The sequence below is a fragment of the Pontibacter rufus genome, from assembly GCF_015694705.1.
GTDB lineage: Bacteria > Bacteroidota > Bacteroidia > Cytophagales > Hymenobacteraceae > Pontibacter > Pontibacter rufus.
The window spans coordinates 324,623-345,886 of record NZ_JADQDR010000006.1; the positions used below are offsets into that span (position 1 = coordinate 324,623).

Annotated in this window: 16 protein-coding genes; 8 read left to right on the forward strand and 8 right to left on the reverse strand. The window is 47.7% G+C overall.

What is annotated here, in order from left to right; translation table 11 throughout:
- The first annotated feature begins 226 nt into the window (after positions 1-226).
- A complete protein-coding gene (locus I2I11_RS12395) occupies positions 227-1,330 on the forward strand; it encodes a TIGR03118 family protein (RefSeq protein ID WP_196268013.1) in 1,104 nt (367 codons plus the stop codon).
- A gap of 133 nt (positions 1,331-1,463) precedes the next feature.
- Here I2I11_RS12395 and I2I11_RS12400 read toward each other — a convergent pair whose 3' ends face one another.
- Both I2I11_RS12400 and I2I11_RS12405 read right to left on the reverse strand, forming a co-directional pair.
- Entirely contained in the window at positions 1,464-2,234 is a 771-nt protein-coding gene (locus I2I11_RS12400; RefSeq protein WP_196268014.1) for an ABC transporter permease, read from the reverse strand.
- Positions 2,234-3,103: an ABC transporter ATP-binding protein gene (locus I2I11_RS12405; protein WP_230680208.1), complete on the reverse strand. Its 870-nt coding sequence runs from the start codon at positions 3,101-3,103 to the stop codon at positions 2,234-2,236. Before I2I11_RS12405 ends, I2I11_RS12400 begins: the two co-directional genes overlap by 1 nt.
- A 163-nt stretch (positions 3,104-3,266) precedes the next feature.
- Between I2I11_RS12405 and I2I11_RS12410 the strand changes: the two genes are divergently transcribed.
- The 4 genes from I2I11_RS12410 to I2I11_RS12425 all read left to right on the forward strand — a co-directional run bounded on the left by I2I11_RS12410 (position 3,267) and on the right by I2I11_RS12425 (position 8,369).
- Positions 3,267-4,013: a DUF72 domain-containing protein gene (locus I2I11_RS12410; protein WP_196268016.1), complete on the forward strand. Its 747-nt coding sequence runs from the start codon at positions 3,267-3,269 to the stop codon at positions 4,011-4,013.
- Between the two features lie 215 nt (positions 4,014-4,228).
- Complete coding sequence (locus I2I11_RS12415) at positions 4,229-4,855, forward strand: HAD family hydrolase (RefSeq protein WP_196268017.1); 627 nt, start codon at positions 4,229-4,231, stop codon at positions 4,853-4,855.
- 74 nt (positions 4,856-4,929) lie between these two features.
- Positions 4,930-6,732 carry a cellulase family glycosylhydrolase gene (locus I2I11_RS12420; RefSeq protein WP_196268018.1) on the forward strand — a complete coding sequence of 601 codons (1,803 nt, stop codon included), beginning with the start codon at positions 4,930-4,932 and terminating at the stop codon, positions 6,730-6,732.
- A 149-nt stretch (positions 6,733-6,881) separates the two neighbouring features.
- Positions 6,882-8,369 carry a S10 family peptidase gene (locus tag I2I11_RS12425; RefSeq protein ID WP_196268019.1) on the forward strand — a complete coding sequence of 496 codons (1,488 nt, stop codon included), beginning with the start codon at positions 6,882-6,884 and terminating at the stop codon, positions 8,367-8,369.
- Between the two features lie 371 nt (positions 8,370-8,740).
- Here the strand turns inward: I2I11_RS12425 and I2I11_RS12430 are convergent, their stop codons facing one another.
- From I2I11_RS12430 to I2I11_RS12440, 3 genes are all read right to left on the reverse strand, one after another.
- On the reverse strand, positions 8,741-9,988 hold the full coding sequence (locus tag I2I11_RS12430) for a bifunctional 3,4-dihydroxy-2-butanone-4-phosphate synthase/GTP cyclohydrolase II (protein ID WP_196268020.1): 1,248 nt from the start codon (positions 9,986-9,988) through the stop codon (positions 8,741-8,743).
- 395 nt (positions 9,989-10,383) lie between these two features.
- Positions 10,384-12,297, reverse strand: coding sequence for a DNA primase (gene dnaG, locus I2I11_RS12435; RefSeq protein ID WP_196268021.1), 1,914 nt, complete (start codon positions 12,295-12,297; stop codon positions 10,384-10,386).
- 125 nt (positions 12,298-12,422) lie between these two features.
- A complete protein-coding gene (locus I2I11_RS12440; protein WP_196268022.1) occupies positions 12,423-12,950 on the reverse strand; it encodes an O-acetyl-ADP-ribose deacetylase in 528 nt (175 codons plus the stop codon).
- A 261-nt stretch (positions 12,951-13,211) separates the two neighbouring features.
- On the opposite strand from I2I11_RS12440, the gene I2I11_RS12445 reads away from it, so the two are divergent.
- The 3 genes from I2I11_RS12445 to fahA all read left to right on the forward strand — a co-directional run bounded on the left by I2I11_RS12445 (position 13,212) and on the right by fahA (position 16,133).
- Positions 13,212-14,315, forward strand: a complete 1,104-nt coding sequence (locus I2I11_RS12445; RefSeq protein WP_196268023.1) for an Mrp/NBP35 family ATP-binding protein — start codon at positions 13,212-13,214, stop codon at positions 14,313-14,315.
- Between the two features lie 5 nt (positions 14,316-14,320).
- Entirely contained in the window at positions 14,321-14,590 is a 270-nt protein-coding gene (locus I2I11_RS12450) for a NifU family protein (RefSeq protein ID WP_196268024.1), read from the forward strand.
- Positions 14,591-14,861: 271 nt separating this feature from the next.
- Positions 14,862-16,133: a fumarylacetoacetase gene (gene fahA, locus I2I11_RS12455; protein WP_196268025.1), complete on the forward strand. Its 1,272-nt coding sequence runs from the start codon at positions 14,862-14,864 to the stop codon at positions 16,131-16,133.
- A 223-nt stretch (positions 16,134-16,356) separates the two neighbouring features.
- On the opposite strand, the gene I2I11_RS12460 is transcribed toward fahA, so the two are convergent.
- From I2I11_RS12460 to I2I11_RS12470, 3 genes are all read right to left on the reverse strand, one after another.
- Positions 16,357-17,352, reverse strand: coding sequence for a sugar transferase (locus tag I2I11_RS12460; protein WP_196268026.1), 996 nt, complete (start codon positions 17,350-17,352; stop codon positions 16,357-16,359).
- A gap of 730 nt (positions 17,353-18,082) precedes the next feature.
- On the reverse strand, positions 18,083-19,288 hold the full coding sequence (locus I2I11_RS12465) for a glycosyltransferase family 4 protein (RefSeq protein ID WP_196268027.1): 1,206 nt from the start codon (positions 19,286-19,288) through the stop codon (positions 18,083-18,085).
- A 353-nt stretch (positions 19,289-19,641) separates the two neighbouring features.
- Positions 19,642-20,559, reverse strand: a complete 918-nt coding sequence (locus I2I11_RS12470; RefSeq protein WP_196268028.1) for a hypothetical protein — start codon at positions 20,557-20,559, stop codon at positions 19,642-19,644.
- Between the last annotated feature and the right edge of the window lie 705 nt (positions 20,560-21,264).

Below are 21,264 nucleotides of genomic sequence, written 5' to 3' on the forward strand. Positions count from 1 at the left end.
ATTGCCCTTTAGTTCTCCTATATCAGCCAAGGCCGACACCCCTTAACGCCGAAGCGCCCGATTACATACCCCCGTTTGCCCCTTGCAGGCTTTTAAGGCACCTGTTTTTGTTCTGACATATTTAAAGATTGGAAAGGAGGGTTCATTAGTTAGAAAAGAAGTCCGTTCACTACTGCAGGTTTCAGACATACTTAATCAGTTTTAATTAATTTAAACTATCAATCCTATGAAAAGAATCTATTATCACGCGCTTAGCCCCCGCCTGGCCAGGGCTGCCATTCTTTCGCTTATACTTCCTTTGACTTTGATAAGCACAGGTTGTGACCAAATTGATGACTTTTTCTCTGATGACCCGAAAGTCCTGAAGGATTACAAGCAGGTAAACCTGGTGGCCAACACAAGCGAGGAGTATGATGCCGCCAGAGTTGACCCGAAACTGGTAAATGCCTGGGGCATTGCCTTCAGCCCTACCGGAATCGCCTGGGTAAATGCCGCAGGCACAGGGCTTAGCTTCGTTTACGACAAAGACGGTAACGAACTAAGGCCGGCGGTGGCTGTTCCTTCAGCCGATGGATCATCCCCCAGCCCTATCACCGGTATTATTTTTAATGGCTCTACAGATTTTAAGCTTCCCAATGGCGACCCGGCGCGGTTTATATTTGATGGCGTAGATGGCGTTATCACCGGCTGGAACACCGGCAACGAGGCTGTAGTAGTAGTGGACAACTCTGCCACGGCAGCTTACACTGGCCTGGCGTCTGCCACCGCTGGCGGCGCAAGTTTTCTGTATGCAGCCAATTTCAGGTCCGGAAAAATTGATGTCTTTGACGCAAACTTTGCCCCGGTAACAGACAAGCCGTTCACTGACTCCAACCTTCCCGCAGGCTATGCTCCTTTCAACATCCAGAACATAGACAACGAATTGTATGTGCTTTATGCCAAAGTGGGCGCAAATGGCAGAGACGAAGCAGGAGCCGGCCAGGGCTATGTTAGTGTCTTTAACCCTGATGGTCATCTGTTAAAGCGGTTTGCTTCCAAAGGACAACTGAATGCACCTTGGGGCATCGCCAAAGCTCCTGCAGGTTTTATTGGAAATTCCGATGGCGCCATCCTGGTTGGGAATTTCGGGGATGGACGTATCAATGCTTATGCGATGGACGGGGAATTTATCGGGCAAATCAACGACCAGGACGGTCCTATCACGATTGAGGGTTTATGGGCAATTTCGTTTGTACCTGGTACAGCAACAAACATCGACCCCAACCGGCTTTACTTTGCCGCAGGACCAGATGATGAGGAACATGGTTTGTTTGGCTATATTACCAAGTAATTAAGTAGCACCTGCCTCGCGGATCTGGCCATATAGCTTTATCCGCCAGGCAGGTGCTTTTTATACTTATCCGCGTCGGTGTTTTGGAAGCTCCTTGAGCCAATGCCTTCTCTATTTATACAGACGGTATACGTTACAGATCCCGCAATTTCAGGCTATAGTAGGCCAGCAGCAGAAACAAGCCGATATAGCAAAGCGCGGGCAGTGTGGCCCAGGCAGGTGTAAGCAGTTCCGTAGGCGTGGTCATCTGGTCCAGTAGTTCCTGCCCCGGCATGGGCGTCAGGCTTTTAAATACCTTGATAGGCAGATACTGATCAATGACATCACTTAAGCTAAACTGAAGTATAGGTTCCAGCACCTGCGCATACAGTATAAAAACGATAATGGACATGCCGCTGCGCTTCACCAGAAAGCCGCACAGCATCGCCAGCGTCATGTAGCCCACCGCCTGCAAAAAAAAGTAAGAAAGGTGATCTATCTGCCCCAGAATGGCATCTGTACCGGTGTCGGTGCTGTAGCGGAAACCAAAGTATAGCCCCACCAGCAGCAAGAAAAGCGTTGTAACTGCGCCGATACCCAGAATCACGTAAAACTTTGCCAGCACCAGCTCCAACCGCGACATGCCGTCTATTACCTGCTGGCGCAGCGTGCGGTAGCTGTACTCGTCCGTTACCAGCACAATCACCAGTATGCCGAGCAGCAGGTTAAAAAAGCTCGCAATATAAGTAAGCAACTGCCACAATTTTGGGAACTGGTATACCTGTGTGCCGAGCTGGCCGCCGTTGATGGAAATATTGCTGGCTGCCATCATCACCAGCACCAGCAACCCTGCATACACAGCCAGGATAATCCAGAAAGTATAGTAGGGCACTATCTTCTTAAGTTCGATTCGGAGTAAATTCATCAGGATGGCTGTTTAATAATCTCCAGAAACTGCGCTTCCAGGCTTTTGCGCCGTACGACCAGTTGCGTGAGCACAATGCCTGCCGCAAACATGGCCTGGTTTACATCAGCGCTGTTAAAACCATCCTGCAGCGTAAGCACTATGTTTTCTTTTTCAGGATGATACGAGGCAATAAACGGCAGCTGCGCCAACACGTCCAAAGCTTTTTGCTGATTGGCAGCGCTGATGACGATGCTGTCTTTGGCTGAGAGTATCGCGCCTACAGGCCCTTCAGCTTTCAGTACGCCACGTTGAAGTACCGCCACATGCGTGCATACTTTCTCTACCTCATCCAACAGGTGGCTGGCCAGTATAATTGTTTTGCCCTCGGCGGCAATGCGCAGTATAATTTCCCGCACTTCGGCAATGCCTTCCGGGTCCAGGCCATTGGTGGGTTCATCCAGCACCAGCACTTCCGGGTCGTTGAGCATGGCGGAGGCCAGCGCCAGCCGCTGTTTCATACCCAGCGAAAAGCCCTTAAAGGCGGAATTCTTTCGCTGTTCCAGTCCTACCAAATGCAGCACGCGGCTTATCTGGGAAGGCGGCGCACCTTTTATTTCGGCTGCTACTTCCAGGTTGCGTTGGGCGGTGAGGTATGGGTAGAAGTTTGGGGTTTCGAGCAGCGCCCCAATACGCCGCTTGGTGCTGCGGCTCACGGGCTGCCCAAACCAGCTGAAACTACCGGAAGTGGGCTTGATAACATCCAGCGCCATACCCAGCGTGGTAGTTTTGCCACTTCCATTGGGGCCCAGCAAGCCATAGATGCTGCCCTGCTGCACCTGCACGCTGAGCTGGTTCAGCGCCAGCAGGGAGCCGTACTTTTTGGTCAAGCTGTTTGTTTCGAGAATTACTGCCACATGTATAGGATTAGGAGGCAAGGCCCCGGTAGCTGCTGATGTATACTGCCTCACCGGAATATAGAGAACAGCTGATGCAAATAAAAGAAATCTCCTGTAAATTACTATTGCCGCCGGTTTCCGTATGGCTTAAACTATGGCATCTACAGAAAAACTATACATCGGCACTTCCGGCTGGAGTTATCGCTGGCAGGGCATCCTCTATCCCGAAGATATGAAATCGGCGGATTTTTTAAGCTATTATGCTACCCGCTTCAACACCACCGAACTGAACAGGAGCTTTTACCATTTCACGATGCTCAAAACCATCGAAAAATGGCTTGCTACCACACCTGCATCTTTTCGGTTTGCCGCCAAGCTGCACCAGGAAGTAACACATAAACGCCGCCTGGTAGATGCGGAAGAGCCACTAGAGAAATTTATGAGCCGCTTTCTGGCAATGGGCGAACGGTTGGGGCCGGTACTGGTGCAACTGCCCGGCAGCCTGCACTTCGACTTTGGGGTGGCAGCTCCCTTCTTCCGGATGTTGCGCGAAAAATACCTGGCGCCTGTTTTTGCGCTGGAGGCGCGGCACAAGTCATGGTTTACGGATCAGGCCCAGGATCTGCTGCGCGAGTATGACATCAGTTGGGTGATTTCGAGCGCGGGCAAACGTTTTCCCAAACTCGAAACTACCACCACCGACACCGTATACCTGCGCCTGCACGGCGATGAGAAGATGTATGCGGCAGCCTATTCGGAAGAGCAACTGGAGCGCTATGCCTTTATGATTCACGACTGGCTGCTGGCGGACAAAGAAGTATGGGTATACTTTAACAACACCATTCTGGGCCATGCCGTAACCGATGCGCAGAAACTGCGGGAACTGCTGGAGAACATGTAAATTCTTTGTCTTCCCAATTCTGTTATCCTGAAAAGATCTTTATATGATTAGCGGGCAACGCACAAAATCGCCGCAACAAGCGCGGGATTTATACTTGCAGGATAACAGGTTGTAATAAATGTTCCCTTACTTTTGCCTCATCATTTAATACAGAATTAAAGAAAACATCCTGTATTCTGCTACGAACGTCATTTTAATTAAAACCGAACCAACAAATGTTTGAAAATACCGACAGCCTTATATTCGACCTGGATGGCACCCTCTGGAATGCCTCCGCAGTAGTTGCAAAAGGAGTACAGACCGCTACAAAAGAAGCCGGCTATACGCATAAAATTACTGCCGATGACATCAGCAGCCTGGCCGGCCTGCCCCACGACGAAGTATACCGGAAGTTGTTCCCCGACCTAAGCAACGAGCAGCGGGCCGAATTGATGGAAAAGTGTGCGAAAGCCGAGATCGATTTCCTGGAAGCAGAAGGCGGCCAGTTGTACGACAAGCTGGAAGAAACACTGCGCTACCTGCATGGCAAGTATAAACTCTTTATTGTAAGCAACTGCCAGGATGGCTATATCGAGATTTTCCTGCACTACCATCAACTACAGCGTTATTTCGACGGTCACGCCTGCTACGGCGCTGCCGGCAAACCCAAGGCCGATAACATCAAAGCAGTGGTAAAAGACAACGGGCTGCAATCTGCTATATACATAGGCGATACCAAAGGCGATTACGATGCCAGCCAGAAAGCCGGTCTGCCCTTTATTTTTGCCCGCTATGGTTTTGGCCAGGTAGAAGCAGATGTAGCAAGTATAGACAGCTTTTCGGATTTGCAGGAAATATTCTGAGGCAATTTTGCTATACTTTAGTAAATTAGGCTGAACCCGGAATTTCAGCCGGAACAAGCATTCTCTAAAACAACATGAAAAACCTTTTACCTGTACGAAGTATCCTGCTTGCGCTGCTCCTTTTGATGAGCGCCTTAAAAGCTTACAGCCAGGGCTACCTGAAAGCCGACGGGCAAAAGATTGTAAACGGTAAGGGCGAGGAAGTTATACTTCGGGGCATGGGCCTGAGTGGCTGGATGCTGCAGGAAGGCTACATGTTGCGCACCGGCGGCGTGGCCGGCACACAACACCAAATCAGGGCAAAAATAGAGGAACTGGTAGGCCCCGGGCGGACACAGGAATTCTATGATGCCTGGCTGGCCAACCACATGCGCAAAATTGATGTAGATTCGCTGGCTGCCTGGGGCTTTAATTCCATCCGGCTGCCGATACACTACAACCTGTACACTTTGCCCGTAGATCAGGAGCCGGTAAAAGGGAAAAATACCTGGCTCGAAAAAGGCTTTGCCTTAACCGACAGCCTGCTGGCCTGGTGCAAAGCGAATAATATGTACCTCATCCTGGACCTGCACGCCGCCCCTGGCGGACAAGGCAACGACCTCAACATTTCGGACCGTGATCCGGCCAAGCCGTCGTTGTGGGAGAGCGAGGCCAACCAGCAGAAAACCATTGCCCTGTGGCGAAAACTGGCCGAGCGTTACAAAGACGAGCCCTGGATTGGCGGCTACGACATCATCAACGAACCGAACTGGGGCTTCACAAACAAAAATGACAAAAACGGCTGCAATGAAAAGCTGAATGCTCCGCTCAAAAAGCTGATGGTGGATATTACCCAGGCCATCCGCGAAGTAGACAAGAAGCATATCATTGTGATAGAGGGCAATTGCTGGGGCAACAACTACAGCGGCGTGCTGCCATCCTGGGACGATAACATGGTGCTCAGCTTTCACAAATACTGGAACTACAACGACCAGGCTTCCATCAAAAATATACTGGATGCCCGGGCCAAGTATAATATGCCAGTGTGGCTGGGCGAAACAGGCGAAAACTCAAACCTGTGGTTCCGCGATGCCATTTATCTGCTGGAAAACAACCACATTGGCTGGAGCTGGTGGCCCCTCAAAAAGCTGGGCTTCAACAATCCACTGGAAATAAAAGTTAACCCCGGTTATCAGCAGTTATTGAATTACTGGGAAGGCAAAGGCCCGAAACCAACCGCTGACGAAGCATACACCGCCCTGATGCAGTTAGCAGAAAACACCAGGCTCGAAAACTGTATTTACCACAAAGACGTGATTGATGCGATGTTCCGGCAGGTGCATTCGGCGGCTACAGAGCCTTTTGTGCCGCACGATGTATTTGCCGGCGCAGACATACAGGCCGTAGACTATGACCTGGGCCGCAACCGCTATGCCTACTTCGACAAAGACACGGCCAACTACTATATCTCTACCGGCGGCGAGCGCACCTCCTGGAACAAAGGCCATGTGTACCGCAACGACGGCGTAGATATAGCGGTGAACCTGGACGAAAGGGACTTTTACGTGAGCAGCATCGAAGATGGCGAATGGCTGCAATATACGGTGCAGGTGGCCCATAAAGGAAAGTATAAAATATTGCTTAAGGTAGCTTCAGATAATGATAAAGGCCGTGTTGCGCTGCTCCTGAACGGAAAGCCCGTGGCGCCACCTGTAGCCGTGCCAAATACCGGCGGTCCTGTAAACTGGGAGCCGGTACAGGTAGCTACTGTGCAACTCTATAAAGGGCCGACCATACTGCGGGTGCGAGCCGGGAAAGGCGGCTTTAACTTCAGCGCAATTCAGTTCGAGAAAGGCAGCAAAAACACCGCTGGGCGCCAATTTGGCAAAAACAAGTAAGTAAACAGAATATCATACCGATGCCTGGTCAGGAACATCAACGAACGTATGGTGCAGTATAAACTTGTTTTTTATACATTGTAAACTAATAGGCTGGCAGCAACATCGTGGCCGCTTCATGCAACATCAACCATACTTATACTTTAAACATGAGAAAACTCACAGTACTGGCGCTGCTGCTTATGCTGGTGGTTCTTCCGCTGGCAGCACAGCGCCGTGCCATCCCCTTCGATTCCACAGTTATCACCAAACATGAAGTTACCATTAAAGGGCAGCGGGTACCCTATGTGGCCACCACAGGCACACAGCCTGTCTGGGACGAAGACGGCAAGCCTATCGCCGGTTTGTTTTATACTTACTATGAGCGCTCTGATGTAAAAGATCGTGCCGCCCGTCCACTGGTTATCTCCTTTAACGGCGGCCCGGGTTCCGCTTCGGTCTGGATGCACATTGCCTACACCGGCCCGCGCCTGCTCAACATTGATGACGAAGGCTACCCGATACAGCCCTACGGCATCAAAGAAAACCCGTATTCCATTCTCGACATAGCCGATATCGTGTATGTGAACCCGGTCAATACAGCTTATTCAAGAGCAGCCGATACACTGGATCAGGAAAAAGCACGTAAAAATTTTTTTGGCGTAAATGCCGATATCGAGTACCTGGCCGAATGGCTGAATACGTTTGTAACGCGCAAAGGCCGCTGGGCTTCACCCAAGTACCTGATTGGCGAAAGTTATGGCACTACGCGCGTATCAGGGCTGGCGCTGGCACTGCAGGATGCCCAGTGGATGTACCTGAACGGCGTTATATTAGTGTCGCCTACGGATTTGGGTATAGACAGGAGCGGCCCCGTGGATGCAGCCCTGCGCCTGCCCTACTATGCCGCTACCGCCTGGTACCATAAAAAGCTACCCCAGGATCTGCAACAGAAAGACCTGACAGCGGTGTTACCCGAGGTAGAAGCATTTACCATAGATAAGCTGATTCCGGCCATCGTGAAAGGCGGTTTCCTGGAGGAGGACCAAAAGAAACAGATTGCCGCACAGATGGCGCGCTATTCGGGCCTCTCCGAAGAAGTGATACTACAGCACAACCTGGATGTACCTACCAGCTTTTTCTGGAAGGAACTGCTGCGCGACGAGGGCTTTACGGTTGGCCGCCTCGACTCCCGCTACAAAGGCATAGACCGCGAAGATGCCGGCGTGAGGCCGGATTTCAACGCCGAACTTACTGCCTGGCTGCATGCCTTTACACCTGCCATTAATATTTACCTGCGCGACGAGCTCAGGTATAAAACCGACGTGAAGTATAATATGTTCGGCCCCGTGCATCCCTGGGATAACAGCAACGACCAGACCGGCGAAAACCTGCGACAGGCCATGGCCCAGAACCCCTACCTGCACGTGATGATACAATCCGGCTACTACGACGGCGCCTGCGATTACTTTAACGCCAAGTATAGCATATGGCAGATGGACCCGAGCGGCAGGCTGCAAGACCGGCTGAGTTGGAAAGGCTACCGCAGCGGCCACATGATGTACCTCCGCACCGAAGATCTAAAAACGGGCAATGAAGATATCCGCGATTTTATCCGCGCCTCTCTGCCCAAAAAAGGAGAGCCGGCTAAGTATTAAGCTGAAGTATAAAAGATGCTTATAAAGATATTTTACACCTTCTGGTATTTACAACCTTTTATAGAAAGGGATGCCTAAACCAGAATTAAAGTAAACCTGGCAGGTTTTAAAACCTGCCGGGTTTAACCCAATGGAAGTATATGTAGGTGACTTGGTATCTTATTCCGGGTGAGTTCTTGCAGAGTAATAACAGCAAGTATAATATACCTGGCTGATGCCGCTTATTCCGGATATTACCTGAATGAAGCACAAAAATAAAGAAACCCTGCACCGGAAATCTGTTATCCGGTGCAGGGTTTCTTAAGTATAAAACAGCATGCCGTGAGTTATCAGGAATAAGCAAGTATAGATTCCTGTTTTACAGCTGGCTTCTATTTATTCAAAGTAGCGGATTTCAGGATTTCATGGCCCAACTTGTCGCGTTTGGTGGTCAGGTACTTTTGGTTGTGCTCGTTAGGCTTTATCTCAATCGGCACACACGCTACCACTTCCAGCCCATAGCCCATCAGCCCGGAGCGTTTTTTCGGATTATTGGAGATAAGTTTCATTTTGGTTACACCCAAATCACGCAGAATCTGAGCTCCTACGCCATAATCCCTTTCATCCATCCCAAAGCCCAGTTCTAAGTTTGCCTCTACCGTGTCGCGGCCCTGCTCCTGCAGCTTGTAAGCTTTTAGCTTGTTAAGCAGCCCGATGCCGCGCCCTTCCTGGTTCATGTATACGATAACGCCTTTGCCGGCTTCCTCCACCATGCGCATGGCTTCGTGCAGTTGCGGGCCGCAATCGCAGCGGCACGACCCGAAAATATCGCCCGTTACGCAGGACGAATGCACACGCACCAGTACAGGTTCGCCTTCCTCCCAGGTGCCTTTTACCAGGGCGAGGTGCTGGGCGCCGTTGCTGCGCTGTGTAAAAGCATATAAATCGAACGTACCGAAGTCGGTTGGCAGTTGTACCACTATTTCGCGATCTATCAGGCTTTCCTTCTGCAAACGGTACGCAATCAGATCTTTAATGGAGATCAGCTTCAGGTCGAACCGCTCTGCTACTTTTATCAGATCCGGCAGGCGCGCCATACTTCCGTCTTCGTTCATAATCTCAACCAGCACACCGGCAGGCGCCAGTCCGGCCAGCAAGGCCAGATCTACAGCTGCCTCGGTGTGGCCTGTGCGGCGCAGCACGCCTTCTTTCTTGGATTTCAGCGGAAAAATATGCCCCGGCTTGCCCAACGATTGGGGATCAGTATTGGGGTTTACCAGCGCCTGAATAGTTTTGGCCCGATCGGAAGCGGAGATACCTGTGGTGCAGCCATGCCCGATTAAATCTACTGATACCGTGAACGGGGTGCCGTGCAGTGCCGTGTTGCGGCCCACCATCAGCTCCAGTCCCAGCTCGTCACAGCGCTCTTCAGTCAGGGGTACGCAAATCAGGCCACGGCCGTGCGTTGCCATAAAGTTTACTATTTCCGGCGTTATTTTCTCGGCAGCGCAAATAAAATCGCCCTCATTTTCACGATCATCGTCATCTACCACAATCACCACTTTGCCCTGGCGTATATCTTCGATGGCAGATGCGATGGTGTCTAAAGGCCTTAATGCCTCCGTTGTATTGCTTTCCATACTTTTCTTATTTGATTCCTGCTCCGCACCTAAGCGCCGGCAGCAGGCTGTTGTTCTTTTCTAAAGCGGCACAAAATTAAAGCTTTTACACCGCAATCCTGTTTTTATTTGAATAACACTTTTAGCAAGCATTTAGTTGAAGATGAGGTGAGATTTGAAAATTTGAAGATATGTGAATTCAAAGATGCAGTGCTGGTATTGATACTTTACTAAACAAAGGAACTGCCGTAAATAGAAAAACTCTGCTGGTGCGAGCTTGTAGCTCGTACTTTTTCCCTGTAGATGTATAAAGGTACGAGCTGCAAGCTCGCACCAGCAGAAGCCTCTCAGTTTAGGCATAAGTTTCCTCTCCTACCTAGGTATGGCTCCCGAAAAATGAAAGAAAAGATAAAGATTTACTTATTTACCACAATGCCGAGCATATCGCCCAGTTGGCTGTGCAGGGATTTCAGCATCATAATATTGCCTAACTGCCTGTCCTGCTCCTGCGGGTCTGTTACCAGGCGCAGCTTCTCTATTTCTCCTTTCAGCAGCAGTTCTACGTTGCGCCACTTCAGCCGCAGCACCGCCCGTTCAGCGCCATAGGGCAGCAAATCAGTTTCGCGTGGCACAAAAATATGATGGGTTTCCCAGTTGTGGCTTAGCTCATGCTGCTCCGAGAGCAGGTTGGTGGCTGCAGTGCGTATTTCCTGGTCCGGATAATTGATAAAATCTTCGGCTGTGGGCAGCACGCCGGTGCAGAGTTTTTCTTTAACCAGCTCCAGCAGGCGTGCATAAAGCGGTGTTCTGAATTCCACATCTTCCAGTTGCTCCGACATATACTGGCAGGTAGTAATGCCTTCTTCCAGTATGTTATCAGGGTAATTGAGCAGCATCCGCACAATCTCCCGCTCATAACGCGCCAGTATGTCGGCATCAGAAGCAGGCTTTTCAGGTTGGGGGGCAGCAACAGGCATCTCATGGAATGAGGCCGTTCCGCCGGACCTTTGCTGCTGCCGCCCCTCCAGGTGCATTTTATTGTACTCCGAGATGAGCACCTGCTCGTCGATATCAAAAATCAGACTGCAACTGCGGAAGAAAACCGTCCGCTTAATGGCATCCGGAATTTTAGCAATAGAGGCCACTACTTCCTTTATCGCCTCTGCCTTTTTCACCGGGTTGCCTTTGGCCTCTTCGGCAAACAAGCTGGTTTTAAAGGAGATAAAATCCTGCGATTTTTCTTTGATGTAAGCTTTGAAGGCGGTATCGCCTACCTTTTGAATGTATGAATCAGGATCTTCTCCTTCCGGAAACGTGATTACATCCACGTTCAGCCCGTTTTCCAGGATCAGGTCGATGCCGCGCAGCGAGGCTTTGATACCTGCAGCATCGCCATCGTAAAGCACCGCAATGTTCTGGGTATAACGCGAGATAAGCTTGATCTGGCCTTCGGTAAGCGAGGTACCCGACGAAGCTACCACGTTTTCCACCCCGCCCTGGTGCAGCGAGAGCACATCCAGGTAGCCTTCCACCAGGTAGCACATGTCCTGCATGCGCATGGCCTGCTTCGCCTGAAACAAACCATACAGCACATTGCTCTTGTGGTAAATGTCCGACTCTGGCGAGTTGAGGTACTTGGGGCTTTTCTTGTCGTTAGGCTTCAGCGTTCTCGCACCAAAACCCACCACGCGGCCCGAAATATTATGAATCGGGAACATGACACGGCCTCGGAAACGATCGTAGCGCTTGCCGTCTTCCTTTACGACCGTAAGGCCGGCTGCTTCCAGGTACTTCTGCTGATAACCTGCTTTCAGGGCCGTATCGGTCAGGTCAGCCCATGCATCCAGGCTGTAGCCCAGTTCATACTTGCGGATGGTGGCGCTGCTCAGACCCCGCTGCTTCAGGTATGACTGCCCTATACTTCCCTGTTCGTGTGCATGCAGGTTGTGCTGAAAGTGCTTGTTGGCAAAATCAGAAACGATAAAGAGGCTGTCGCGCTCACTTTGCTCCCGGGCCAGTTCGGGGGTTTGTTCCTCTTCCGGAATCTCGATGCCATACTTGCGGGCCAGGTACCTGATAGCCTCCGGAAAGCCGGTGCCCTCCACATCCATGATAAACTGCACTGCATTGCCCGCCTTGCCGCAGCCAAAACACTTGTAAATGCCTTTGGCCGGCGAAACAGAAAAGGAAGGCGATTTCTCGTGGTGGAAGGGGCAGCAAGCCCACATGTTCTGTCCCTTTTTCTTCAAAGACACAAAGTCGCCCACCACCTCCGTGATATCAGCCTGGGCAATTACCTGGTCAACGGTTTCTTTGGGTATCAGCGACATGAGCAAAAACAATAGCGGATAACAAAGATAAGAATTAATTGCTGGTTGTTGCCTGCTGATTGCTTATTGTCAGCACCCGCGCGGACAGGTCGCGATCTGTCCCTATAAAGTATACCTGCCAAGATTCACTTATGCAGGATAGTCCTGTATAGCCGGTAATTCTCCTCATCAAAACAGACAAACACAACCTGCTTTATACTTGTTTCGCGCTCCTGCAAGTATGAATTTACCGCCTGCAACGCCACCTCAGCCGCTTTCTGTTTCGGATAGCCGTATACGCCCGTGCTGATGTTGGGGAAAGCTATACTTTGCAGTTGCTGCTCTGAAGCAATACGCAGGCTGTTGCGGTAGCAGCTGGCCAGCAGTTCTGGCTCGCCCTCGCGGCCACCATGCCACACCGGCCCAACCGTATGAATAACGTACTTTGCCGGCAGATTGCCACCGGTTGTGATTACGGCTTCCCCGGCTGGACAGCCGCCTTGCCGCGCCCTGATTTCTTTACATGCTGCAAGTATTGCCGGGCCTCCTGCCCTGTGGATAGCGCCATCTACGCCACCGCCACCCAGCAAACTGCTGTTTGCCGCATTCACTACAGCATCTACTTTTTGTATGGTAATGTCGCCTTTCACCACTTCTATTGCTGTTCCTTTCATTATTATACTTTTTTACCCATACGCGAAAGTATTGTAAGAAGCCTGCAGGCAAAATATTTCACAGCCGCTGGCAAGCCGGAAGTATGTTTTCAGTTCCGGCACAAAATCCTGTTTTCATTGCTTACTTTCAGGAATCCTGGAGTCTAAAGATCATTGTTCAAACTTATACTACCTATTCTGTGTTGCTCTCTAAAGGCATTGCGTGCGATTGGGGAATTTTGTTTGTATCTTTGCAAAGCATCAGTGCAAGCTTTTTATACTATGGCTATTACTAAAGAAGATATATTAAAAGCACTCAGTTATGTGGAGGAACCGGATCTGGGCAAAGATCTGGTTACGCTGAACATGGTTGACAACGTGCAGGTAGATGGTAAAAACATCAGCTTCACGGTTATCCTGACGACGCCTGCCTGCCCGCTGAAAGATTTGATCCGCAACGCCTGCGTTACCGCCATTCATACGATGGTAGATAAGGAGGCTGACGTGACGGTGAACATGACCTCGCGTGTAACCTCAGGCCGTGGCGATACATCCGAAGTGCTGACCGGTGTGAAAAACATCATTGCCGTGGCTTCAGGCAAAGGGGGCGTAGGCAAATCTACCGTTACCACCAACCTGGCTATTGCTTTGGCGCAGTCGGGTGCCCGGGTAGGATTGATTGACGCTGATATTTCCGGACCTTCTATCCCTACCATGTTCGGCACCGAAGACGAGCATCCGCGCATGATCCAGGGCGATCATGGCAAAAACTACATTGTGCCGGTAGAGAAGTATGGCGTTAAGATGATGTCCATTGGTTTTCTGACACCTGCAGATGGCGCTGTGGTCTGGCGTGGCCCGATGGCCAGCTCTGCGCTGCGCCAGTTTATTTCTGACGTTGACTGGGGCGAGCTGGATTACCTGCTGCTCGATCTGCCGCCCGGAACCTCCGACATCCACCTGACGATGGTGCAGGCTTTGCCTGTAACCGGCGCTGTGATTGTAACTACTCCGCAGAAGGTAGCCCTGGCCGATGCGGTGAGAGGGCTGCAGATGTTCCGCCAGCCACAAATTAACGTACCGGTATTAGGTGTGGTAGAAAATATGGCTTATTTTACGCCTGCTGAGCTTCCGGAGAACAAATATTATATATTCGGAGAAGGTGGCGGAAAAGCGCTGGCTGCCAAGTATGATGTCGCTTTGCTGGGCCAGGTACCCCTGGTGCAGGGCATCCGCGAAAGCGGTGATGACGGCATACCGGTAGTGTTGCAGAACGATTCTCCGGCTTCCGGTGTTTTCAGGGAACTGGCACAGGCTGTGGCACAGCAGGTATCGCTTCGGAATGCCACACTGGCACAAACCAAACCTGTACAAATTAAAAGCTAAGACAGATGACAGCCGCAAACATAGATCAAGACTTTTTGCTCCGCATTGAGAGCGCCCTCGACCAGATCAGGCCTTACCTTGAAGCTGATGGCGGCAACGTGAAAGTACTGGAGGTAACCGATGAGATGGTGCTGAAACTGGAACTGCTGGGCGCCTGCGGCTCCTGCCCCATGTCTACCATGACGCTGAAAGCGGGCGTAGAGCAGTCGGTACTAAAGGCTGTACCGGAAATAAAGGCTGTGGAAGCCATTAACGTGACTTCTTTCCCATCCTGAGAATAAAATACTTATCTTATATCTACCTGAAGCGGGCATGGCTGGTAAAACAGCATGCCCGCTATGCTTTTCAGGGCTGCTGTATGGTGACTTACTTTGTTGAGGCGCACGTGCCCTGGTGTTGTTTATAGTATAGAACTGCTGACAGGCGCCCTTCTAAACCTGGCAGATGATTTTGATGCAGTACGTGTAGGTTACATTAACCCGGCTTATACTTTCTGGTTAAGGCAAAAAAGCTATATTTGTATACAGAACCTGTACTACATCCAACATGCTAAAAGCCAACGACCCCGGTCTGCACTCCTGGATTGAGATTGCTGCAGATAGCGACTTTCCGATACAGAACCTGCCCTTTGGCATATTTACAACGCCCGATCGCGATCCACGTGTAGGTGTAGCCATCGGCGAGTATATCCTGGATCTTTGCGTGGTGGCGCAGCACAACATGTTTGAGCTAATCGATCTGGACCCGAATGTTTTCCACCGCCCCTATCTGAACGAGTTTATCGCACTGGGCAAGCCTATCTGGCGTGCTGTCCGGAACCGCGTGTCGGAGCTGCTGCGCAACCATAACGAAGAAATCAGCGGCAACAGCGACCTGATCCGGGAGTGCCTGGTAGAGCAGTACAAAGCCCAAATGCTGATACCGGTTCAGGTTCCCAACTATACTGACTTTTACAGCAGCATAGAACACGCCACCAATGTAGGCACGATGTTCCGCGATCCTGCAAACGCCTTGTCCCCCAACTGGAAGCATCTTCCTGTCGGCTATCATGGCCGGGCCTCCTCTATTGTTGTTTCAGGCACCAACATCCACCGGCCCAAAGGGCAAACCAAAGCTCCGCAGGCCGACGCGCCAGCCTTTGGCTCCTGCAGGCAGCTGGACTTTGAACTGGAGGTAGCTTTTATTACCGGCCGAGAAACAGCGCTGGGGCAAAGTATCACCCCGGATCAGGCAGACGATTATATTTTCGGCCTGGTGCTTTTTAACGACTGGTCGGCACGTGACATACAAACATGGGAATACGTGCCTTTGGGCCCCTTCCTGGCTAAAAGCTTTGGATCTTCTATTTCGCCGTGGGTAGTTACCCTGGATGCTTTGGAGCCTTTCAAAGTTAAAGGCCCCGAACAAGACCCAAGGCCACTTTCATACCTGGAATTCACCGGAAATCATCACTATGATATCAACCTGGAGGTGCTGCTACAACCGGCAGGCGGACGGGCAAACTGCATCAGTCGCTCCAATTACAAATATATGTACTGGAACATGAACCAACAGCTGGCGCACCAGAGCAGCAATGGCTGCAACATACAGGTAGGCGATGTGTATGCCTCCGGCACGATTAGCGGGTCTACAAGAGAATCTTACGGATCTATGCTGGAACTAACCTGGGGCGGCACGCAGCCCATCACCTTGCCGGATGGAACACAGCGCAGGTTCATCAACGATCATGACACGATTATCATGCGCGGCTATGCCGGGCGCAACGGCACCCGCATCGGTTTTGGAGAAGTGAGAACGAAAATTTTACCGGCGATTTAGTATATATGGGTCATCGCACCATAAAGTAGTCAGGCAGGAAATATACCTTTCTGACAGGCCCCTAAGGTATATGATATAATAAAAGAAACAGTGCCAAATGTTAAAGCAAAAGCCCCGGACTAGCATAAACTGCACATCCGGGGCTTTTGGCTTAAATAATTTTAATATTCTAAATCAGTTCTTAATTAGCTATCAGGCAAACTTATCGCTCTTATGCAGCAGCCTACAAGCTATCCAGGGTAAATACCACCCGAATGGTCTGAAGAATAATCTTAAAGTCTAAAGAATGAGAAGCATTTTTAACATAAAACAAATCATACTCTAATTTTTGAAGACTTTGCTCAGGCGTAGCAGTTGGGTAGTTAACCTGGGCCCAACCCGTTACACCAGGCCGGATGGAATGCCGGAGGTTATAATATGGCGCATCTTCGACAAGCTTTGCCACAATTTCTTCTTTTTCCGGCCTTGGCCCTATCAGGCTCATGTCTCCATTCAGGATGTTAAACAACTGCGGCAGCTCATCTATTTTAGTCTTCCGTAATATGTGGCCTATCGGCGTTATTCTGGCATCATTCTTAACAGTGTGGCTGGCATTAACATTATCAGGCATGTGCCTCATGGTACGCAACTTAAAAATTTTGAAGGTGCGTCCTTTAATTCCTACCCTTTTTTGAATAAAGAAAACAGGGCCCCTGGAAGTACACATAATACCTAATATGGCCAGTAAAACCAGCATTAGAGCAAAAGGCGCAAGCATCAGGCTGACCAAAATATCAATCATGCGCTTCTGAAACAGGAACACTGTTCGTGAATTCACAAAAAACATGTCACTGTTTATAAGCCACGACTGGAAATGCGCAAGCGGGATACGCTTTGAAAAATTTTCATGGAAAGAAGCCAGATTATACACTGAAACCTGGTTTACCCGCAGATTATTTATATGTTTTAACTGAACTTTATCTAAAGAAATGGTGGAACTAGGGTCCAGCAGTACCACGTCATAATTATTAGTCGCTAAAGTTGTTGCCAAATCCTTCTGGCTTGTTCCGTCCCAGAAGTCTACTGTATAGAAATTTGATAAACCAGGTTCTTTCACAAATTCTGATGCCATTTCGCCAGGGTGAACGATCAGGCATTTCTTAAGCTTTACATTGTAATCTTTAAATACCTTAAGAGTGGTACGATTGGAAACAAGTTTATTAGGTAAAGATATTTGCATACCCATAAGATTAACTACTTTATTAGGTTATTAGAATCACACAAGACAAAAATCAATATTATTCAAAACGATAAATCTATATACGCCTTCAGTTCTTTTAGGTATGTGTTTTATCGTTTATTAATTAATTATCTTTCTTTTACATTTAGCTAAGGCTATTATTATTTGGCAAATAATTATTAAGCCTGTTGAGTGTCTTATACATTTGCTGCTAGAGCGTTTTTATTGTATAATGTTGTAATAATATTTTGAAGAATAAACTCTTTCATTATATTGCCGGCTCTCTGCCTCTCTTACCGTTCACGATAGAGAACATTATGTTATCACAAAGATACAGTTTACTTAGCCGCATTGCACATATCAACCTATTCTTTAACGTACAATACCCAATTTTTTATCCATAAAAGCTTATTTCGGGATAAAAAGGTATAAATTGGGGGCGAATGTTCCTAATCTATAAGTTAACCCCTTAAAAACGCCAGGTGAACTACTCATGATAGATGAAACTGTACGAAGCTATTGATGATAACGTTTAATAAACAGCCCTATAATAGGGATATAAAAAAGAAAAATTTTAACGAATCGTATAGAAAACAGGTATTTTCAGCAACAACATACTTGTAAATTACACTCCCTGCGGCTGCCCCTCCTTGCTATAAAATAGGGCATGTTAGCTCCTAGAGCCATGACACAGGTATGGGCTTTTAAGTTATATTATTGCTACACAAATCTATTTAGACGCGTGTACCTCTTCCAGAATTTTCAGCATTTTATCAGCCAAGTAATCCTTGTCAAAAAATCTGGTGGCTACATTCAACGCATTTGTTCCCATGTGCTGCACTTGGCCAGGATTGTCCTTCATCCAGATGAGCGTTTCCGCCAATTCCTTTGGATCATTCGGATCCAACGTAAATCCAACCTCATGCTCCACCATAAATTCTTTTATCCAACCCCGTGTATTTTGAATTATTGGCACACCAGCTGCAAGCGACTCATAAAATTTATTCGGAGAACATGTGTCTAGCACCAGTGATTCCCTGGTAGAACTTATTGAAACAAGTGATTTCTGCAAATAGCCTATTAAGTCTTTTTTGGGCATCAAACCTAAACAGATGAAGTTCGTCACACCTTCTGTTTTTGCTTTCTCTTCTAACTCTTCCCGCTGTTGTCCTTCACCTATCATCAATATAACTATGTCCGATCTTCCCATGTCTTTCAAGGCTTTCGCAGCATTGTAAAGCCAATAAGCATTATTAACCATACCTATATTTCCAGTATGTATCGCATATTGATAGGGTTCAACAACGCTGTTAGGAAAAGGTGCCGGTGTAGAGAAAAGCTGAATATTGGCAGCGTTTGTTACATCATCAATTTTATTAACATTAACACCAACGCGCTTAATGATATCTTGTGTCATCCCTGGCGACAAAGTCACAATGTAAGAGGCGGCGCTATAACATTGCTTTTCAAACCAATAGCACATCTTCTTCAGCAATGGGTTTTTTATAAATCCAAACTCAATAGCTCCTGACGGCCATAAATCTCTTACCTCAAATACTAATTTACGCCCTCGTATATAGCGGGCTATTAGTCCCGGAATGCCCACTGTCAGTGGGCCTGACGAGGCAATAACAATATCTGCTTTTAAGGTCAATGCATAATAAGATGACAATAGGCTATACTTTAGGAATGACCAGATCCTTTTATAAAACGATTGCTTATTATCTAACAGAACGTTTAAAACCTTTACATGAATGCCATCAAAATACTGGTCTTCGATGAGCTTAGTGGCTTTTAAATCTGATTTGGAATAAATACTGGAAACTACAGTTACTTCATGTCCCTGCTCAACCCACTGACGTGTAAACTCATATACACGTGTTCCCCATGCGCCTTTTGGTGTCGAAAATAACTGATAGAAGTATACTATTTTCATCTTTAAATTTTATTAAATTTTATTATACTGATATATTAATGTTCAAGAGCAATTGTTGATACGCTACTACCTGGAATTAGTTACTCTAGTATAAATAATTATTTATTTATTATGATGTTAAGAAGGTTAATAAAAGCATCAGCTACTTATCGGTAAAAGTATAAGCCTTATAAATAAGCAGAAGTAAACCCCACTCATTCATAAAGCTTACCAATAGTTAGCACCAGATATGAATTTCTTGCTCAGGAATGCGCAACTGCGTACAGTGAGTTAAAAGGTTGTAGTATACTATACAGATGCAAGGGTTGTTTCTTTATTGACATAACTGTTTCAACATACCTTATTTACCGTCATTATTCATTCAGTTCTTCCACCACCGCAGTGGCATACTTCACCATTAGTGCATCGTAAGAATCATAATCCGTTACCAGACCTTTTGCCCATCCTCCCAATCCATTTGCTTTACTAAGGTTCTGCTTTTTGCTTAACGCTTCCCACCAATATACACCATCAGCTTTGTAGCCCTTGTATGTATAGGTAGAAATGAACTTCATGTACGCTGCGAAAACATCAATCTGCATCAGTTCATATCCGTTTTTTTTATTATAGTCGTGAATCCTGTGCCAGAAAAAAGGATAAACCGGCTTGTTAAGTCTTTTACCATAGTTCAGGGCCACATCCATATTTTCGCGTATGTACTGCAGGTTACGCGCATGCCCCACCTCTTCATCTGCAAAAGCCAAGTACAATGAAGGGGCCAAGAAGTCTGTTAAAGACAATAATTCATCATATTTCCCGGGTGGATTGTACTTGTCAATGTTAGTTTCGTACCATGAATTAAAAGGTATACCATAGATACCTATCTTTACGTTTGGCCGCATTTCTCTGATGATACCTATAAGTTTTCGCCACTCCGCCTCAGCACGCTTATAGCGGCTATCTGTTACAGGATAATCCCGCAAGGCTTTAAAAATATCCTTATCCTCCCAGTCAAGCACTAGTCTTCCGTCGCTGTCAGCATGGTGGAATAGCTTCTGCAGTGTATTTCGTACCTTAGCCTCGTCTACTCTGTTTTCACTACCGTCCTCCACTATTGCATTTTCAGCAAAAAGATTCGTTACCACAATATTATTAACCTTAAAGTAATCCAGCGACTTTGGTCCGAACCGATAGTTCATCACATACACCTCAAACGGGGAATCAGCCACCTGCCCGAGTGATTGCAGGGATAAAAGTAATAAAGCAAATAATAGAAACTGATTTCTTTTCATATTAAATAGAATGCAACCTAAAACTCATTAAAAACCCTGTAATAACCGCACTGCAAACCTTCTATTTACATACTATAACTAGTTCGTGCATCTGCTTACATAAAAGTATCTATTGCTGATGTATTATAAGGTACCTTATTTAAAATTGGTTGTCCGGATTTGGTTCGTTAGAAGGTTAAGTCCTTGTTCATACCGGTATTTGCCTTATAAAGGAGGTAATTAGATACTGTATTATAAGCAACAGTTATATAGTTATAGCAACCAAATACTTGTTAAGTGTGCAAGATCTATACCGTTTATTGCCTGTTAATGATCTGGCCCGGACATGGGAATGCAGATGCCAATGTGTCTAAAAATAGACAGGCTAAGTTATTTATGCTTTAAAATGCTAAAGTGTCCCCGTTGTTGGCTGTGCTCTGATTACTTCCCTGCTATTTTATAAGTAAGTTACATTCTTCTCCACTTAGATATATATTATACTTGTACACCCGCATACCTTCCTATTTATTCTTAATACGAAAGAAAGATGAGTAAAAAGAGCAGGTTGGACTTATCTGCTCCTTTTACTCATCTTTTCTTATAAAGATACCCTCCTGCCAGGAAAGATCATCTTAATTACTCAATAACGACTCTTTTGGTAGTACGCCCTGCAGCAGAAGAAACAGCAAGCACATACATGCCTTCCTCTACACCGCTTACATCAAG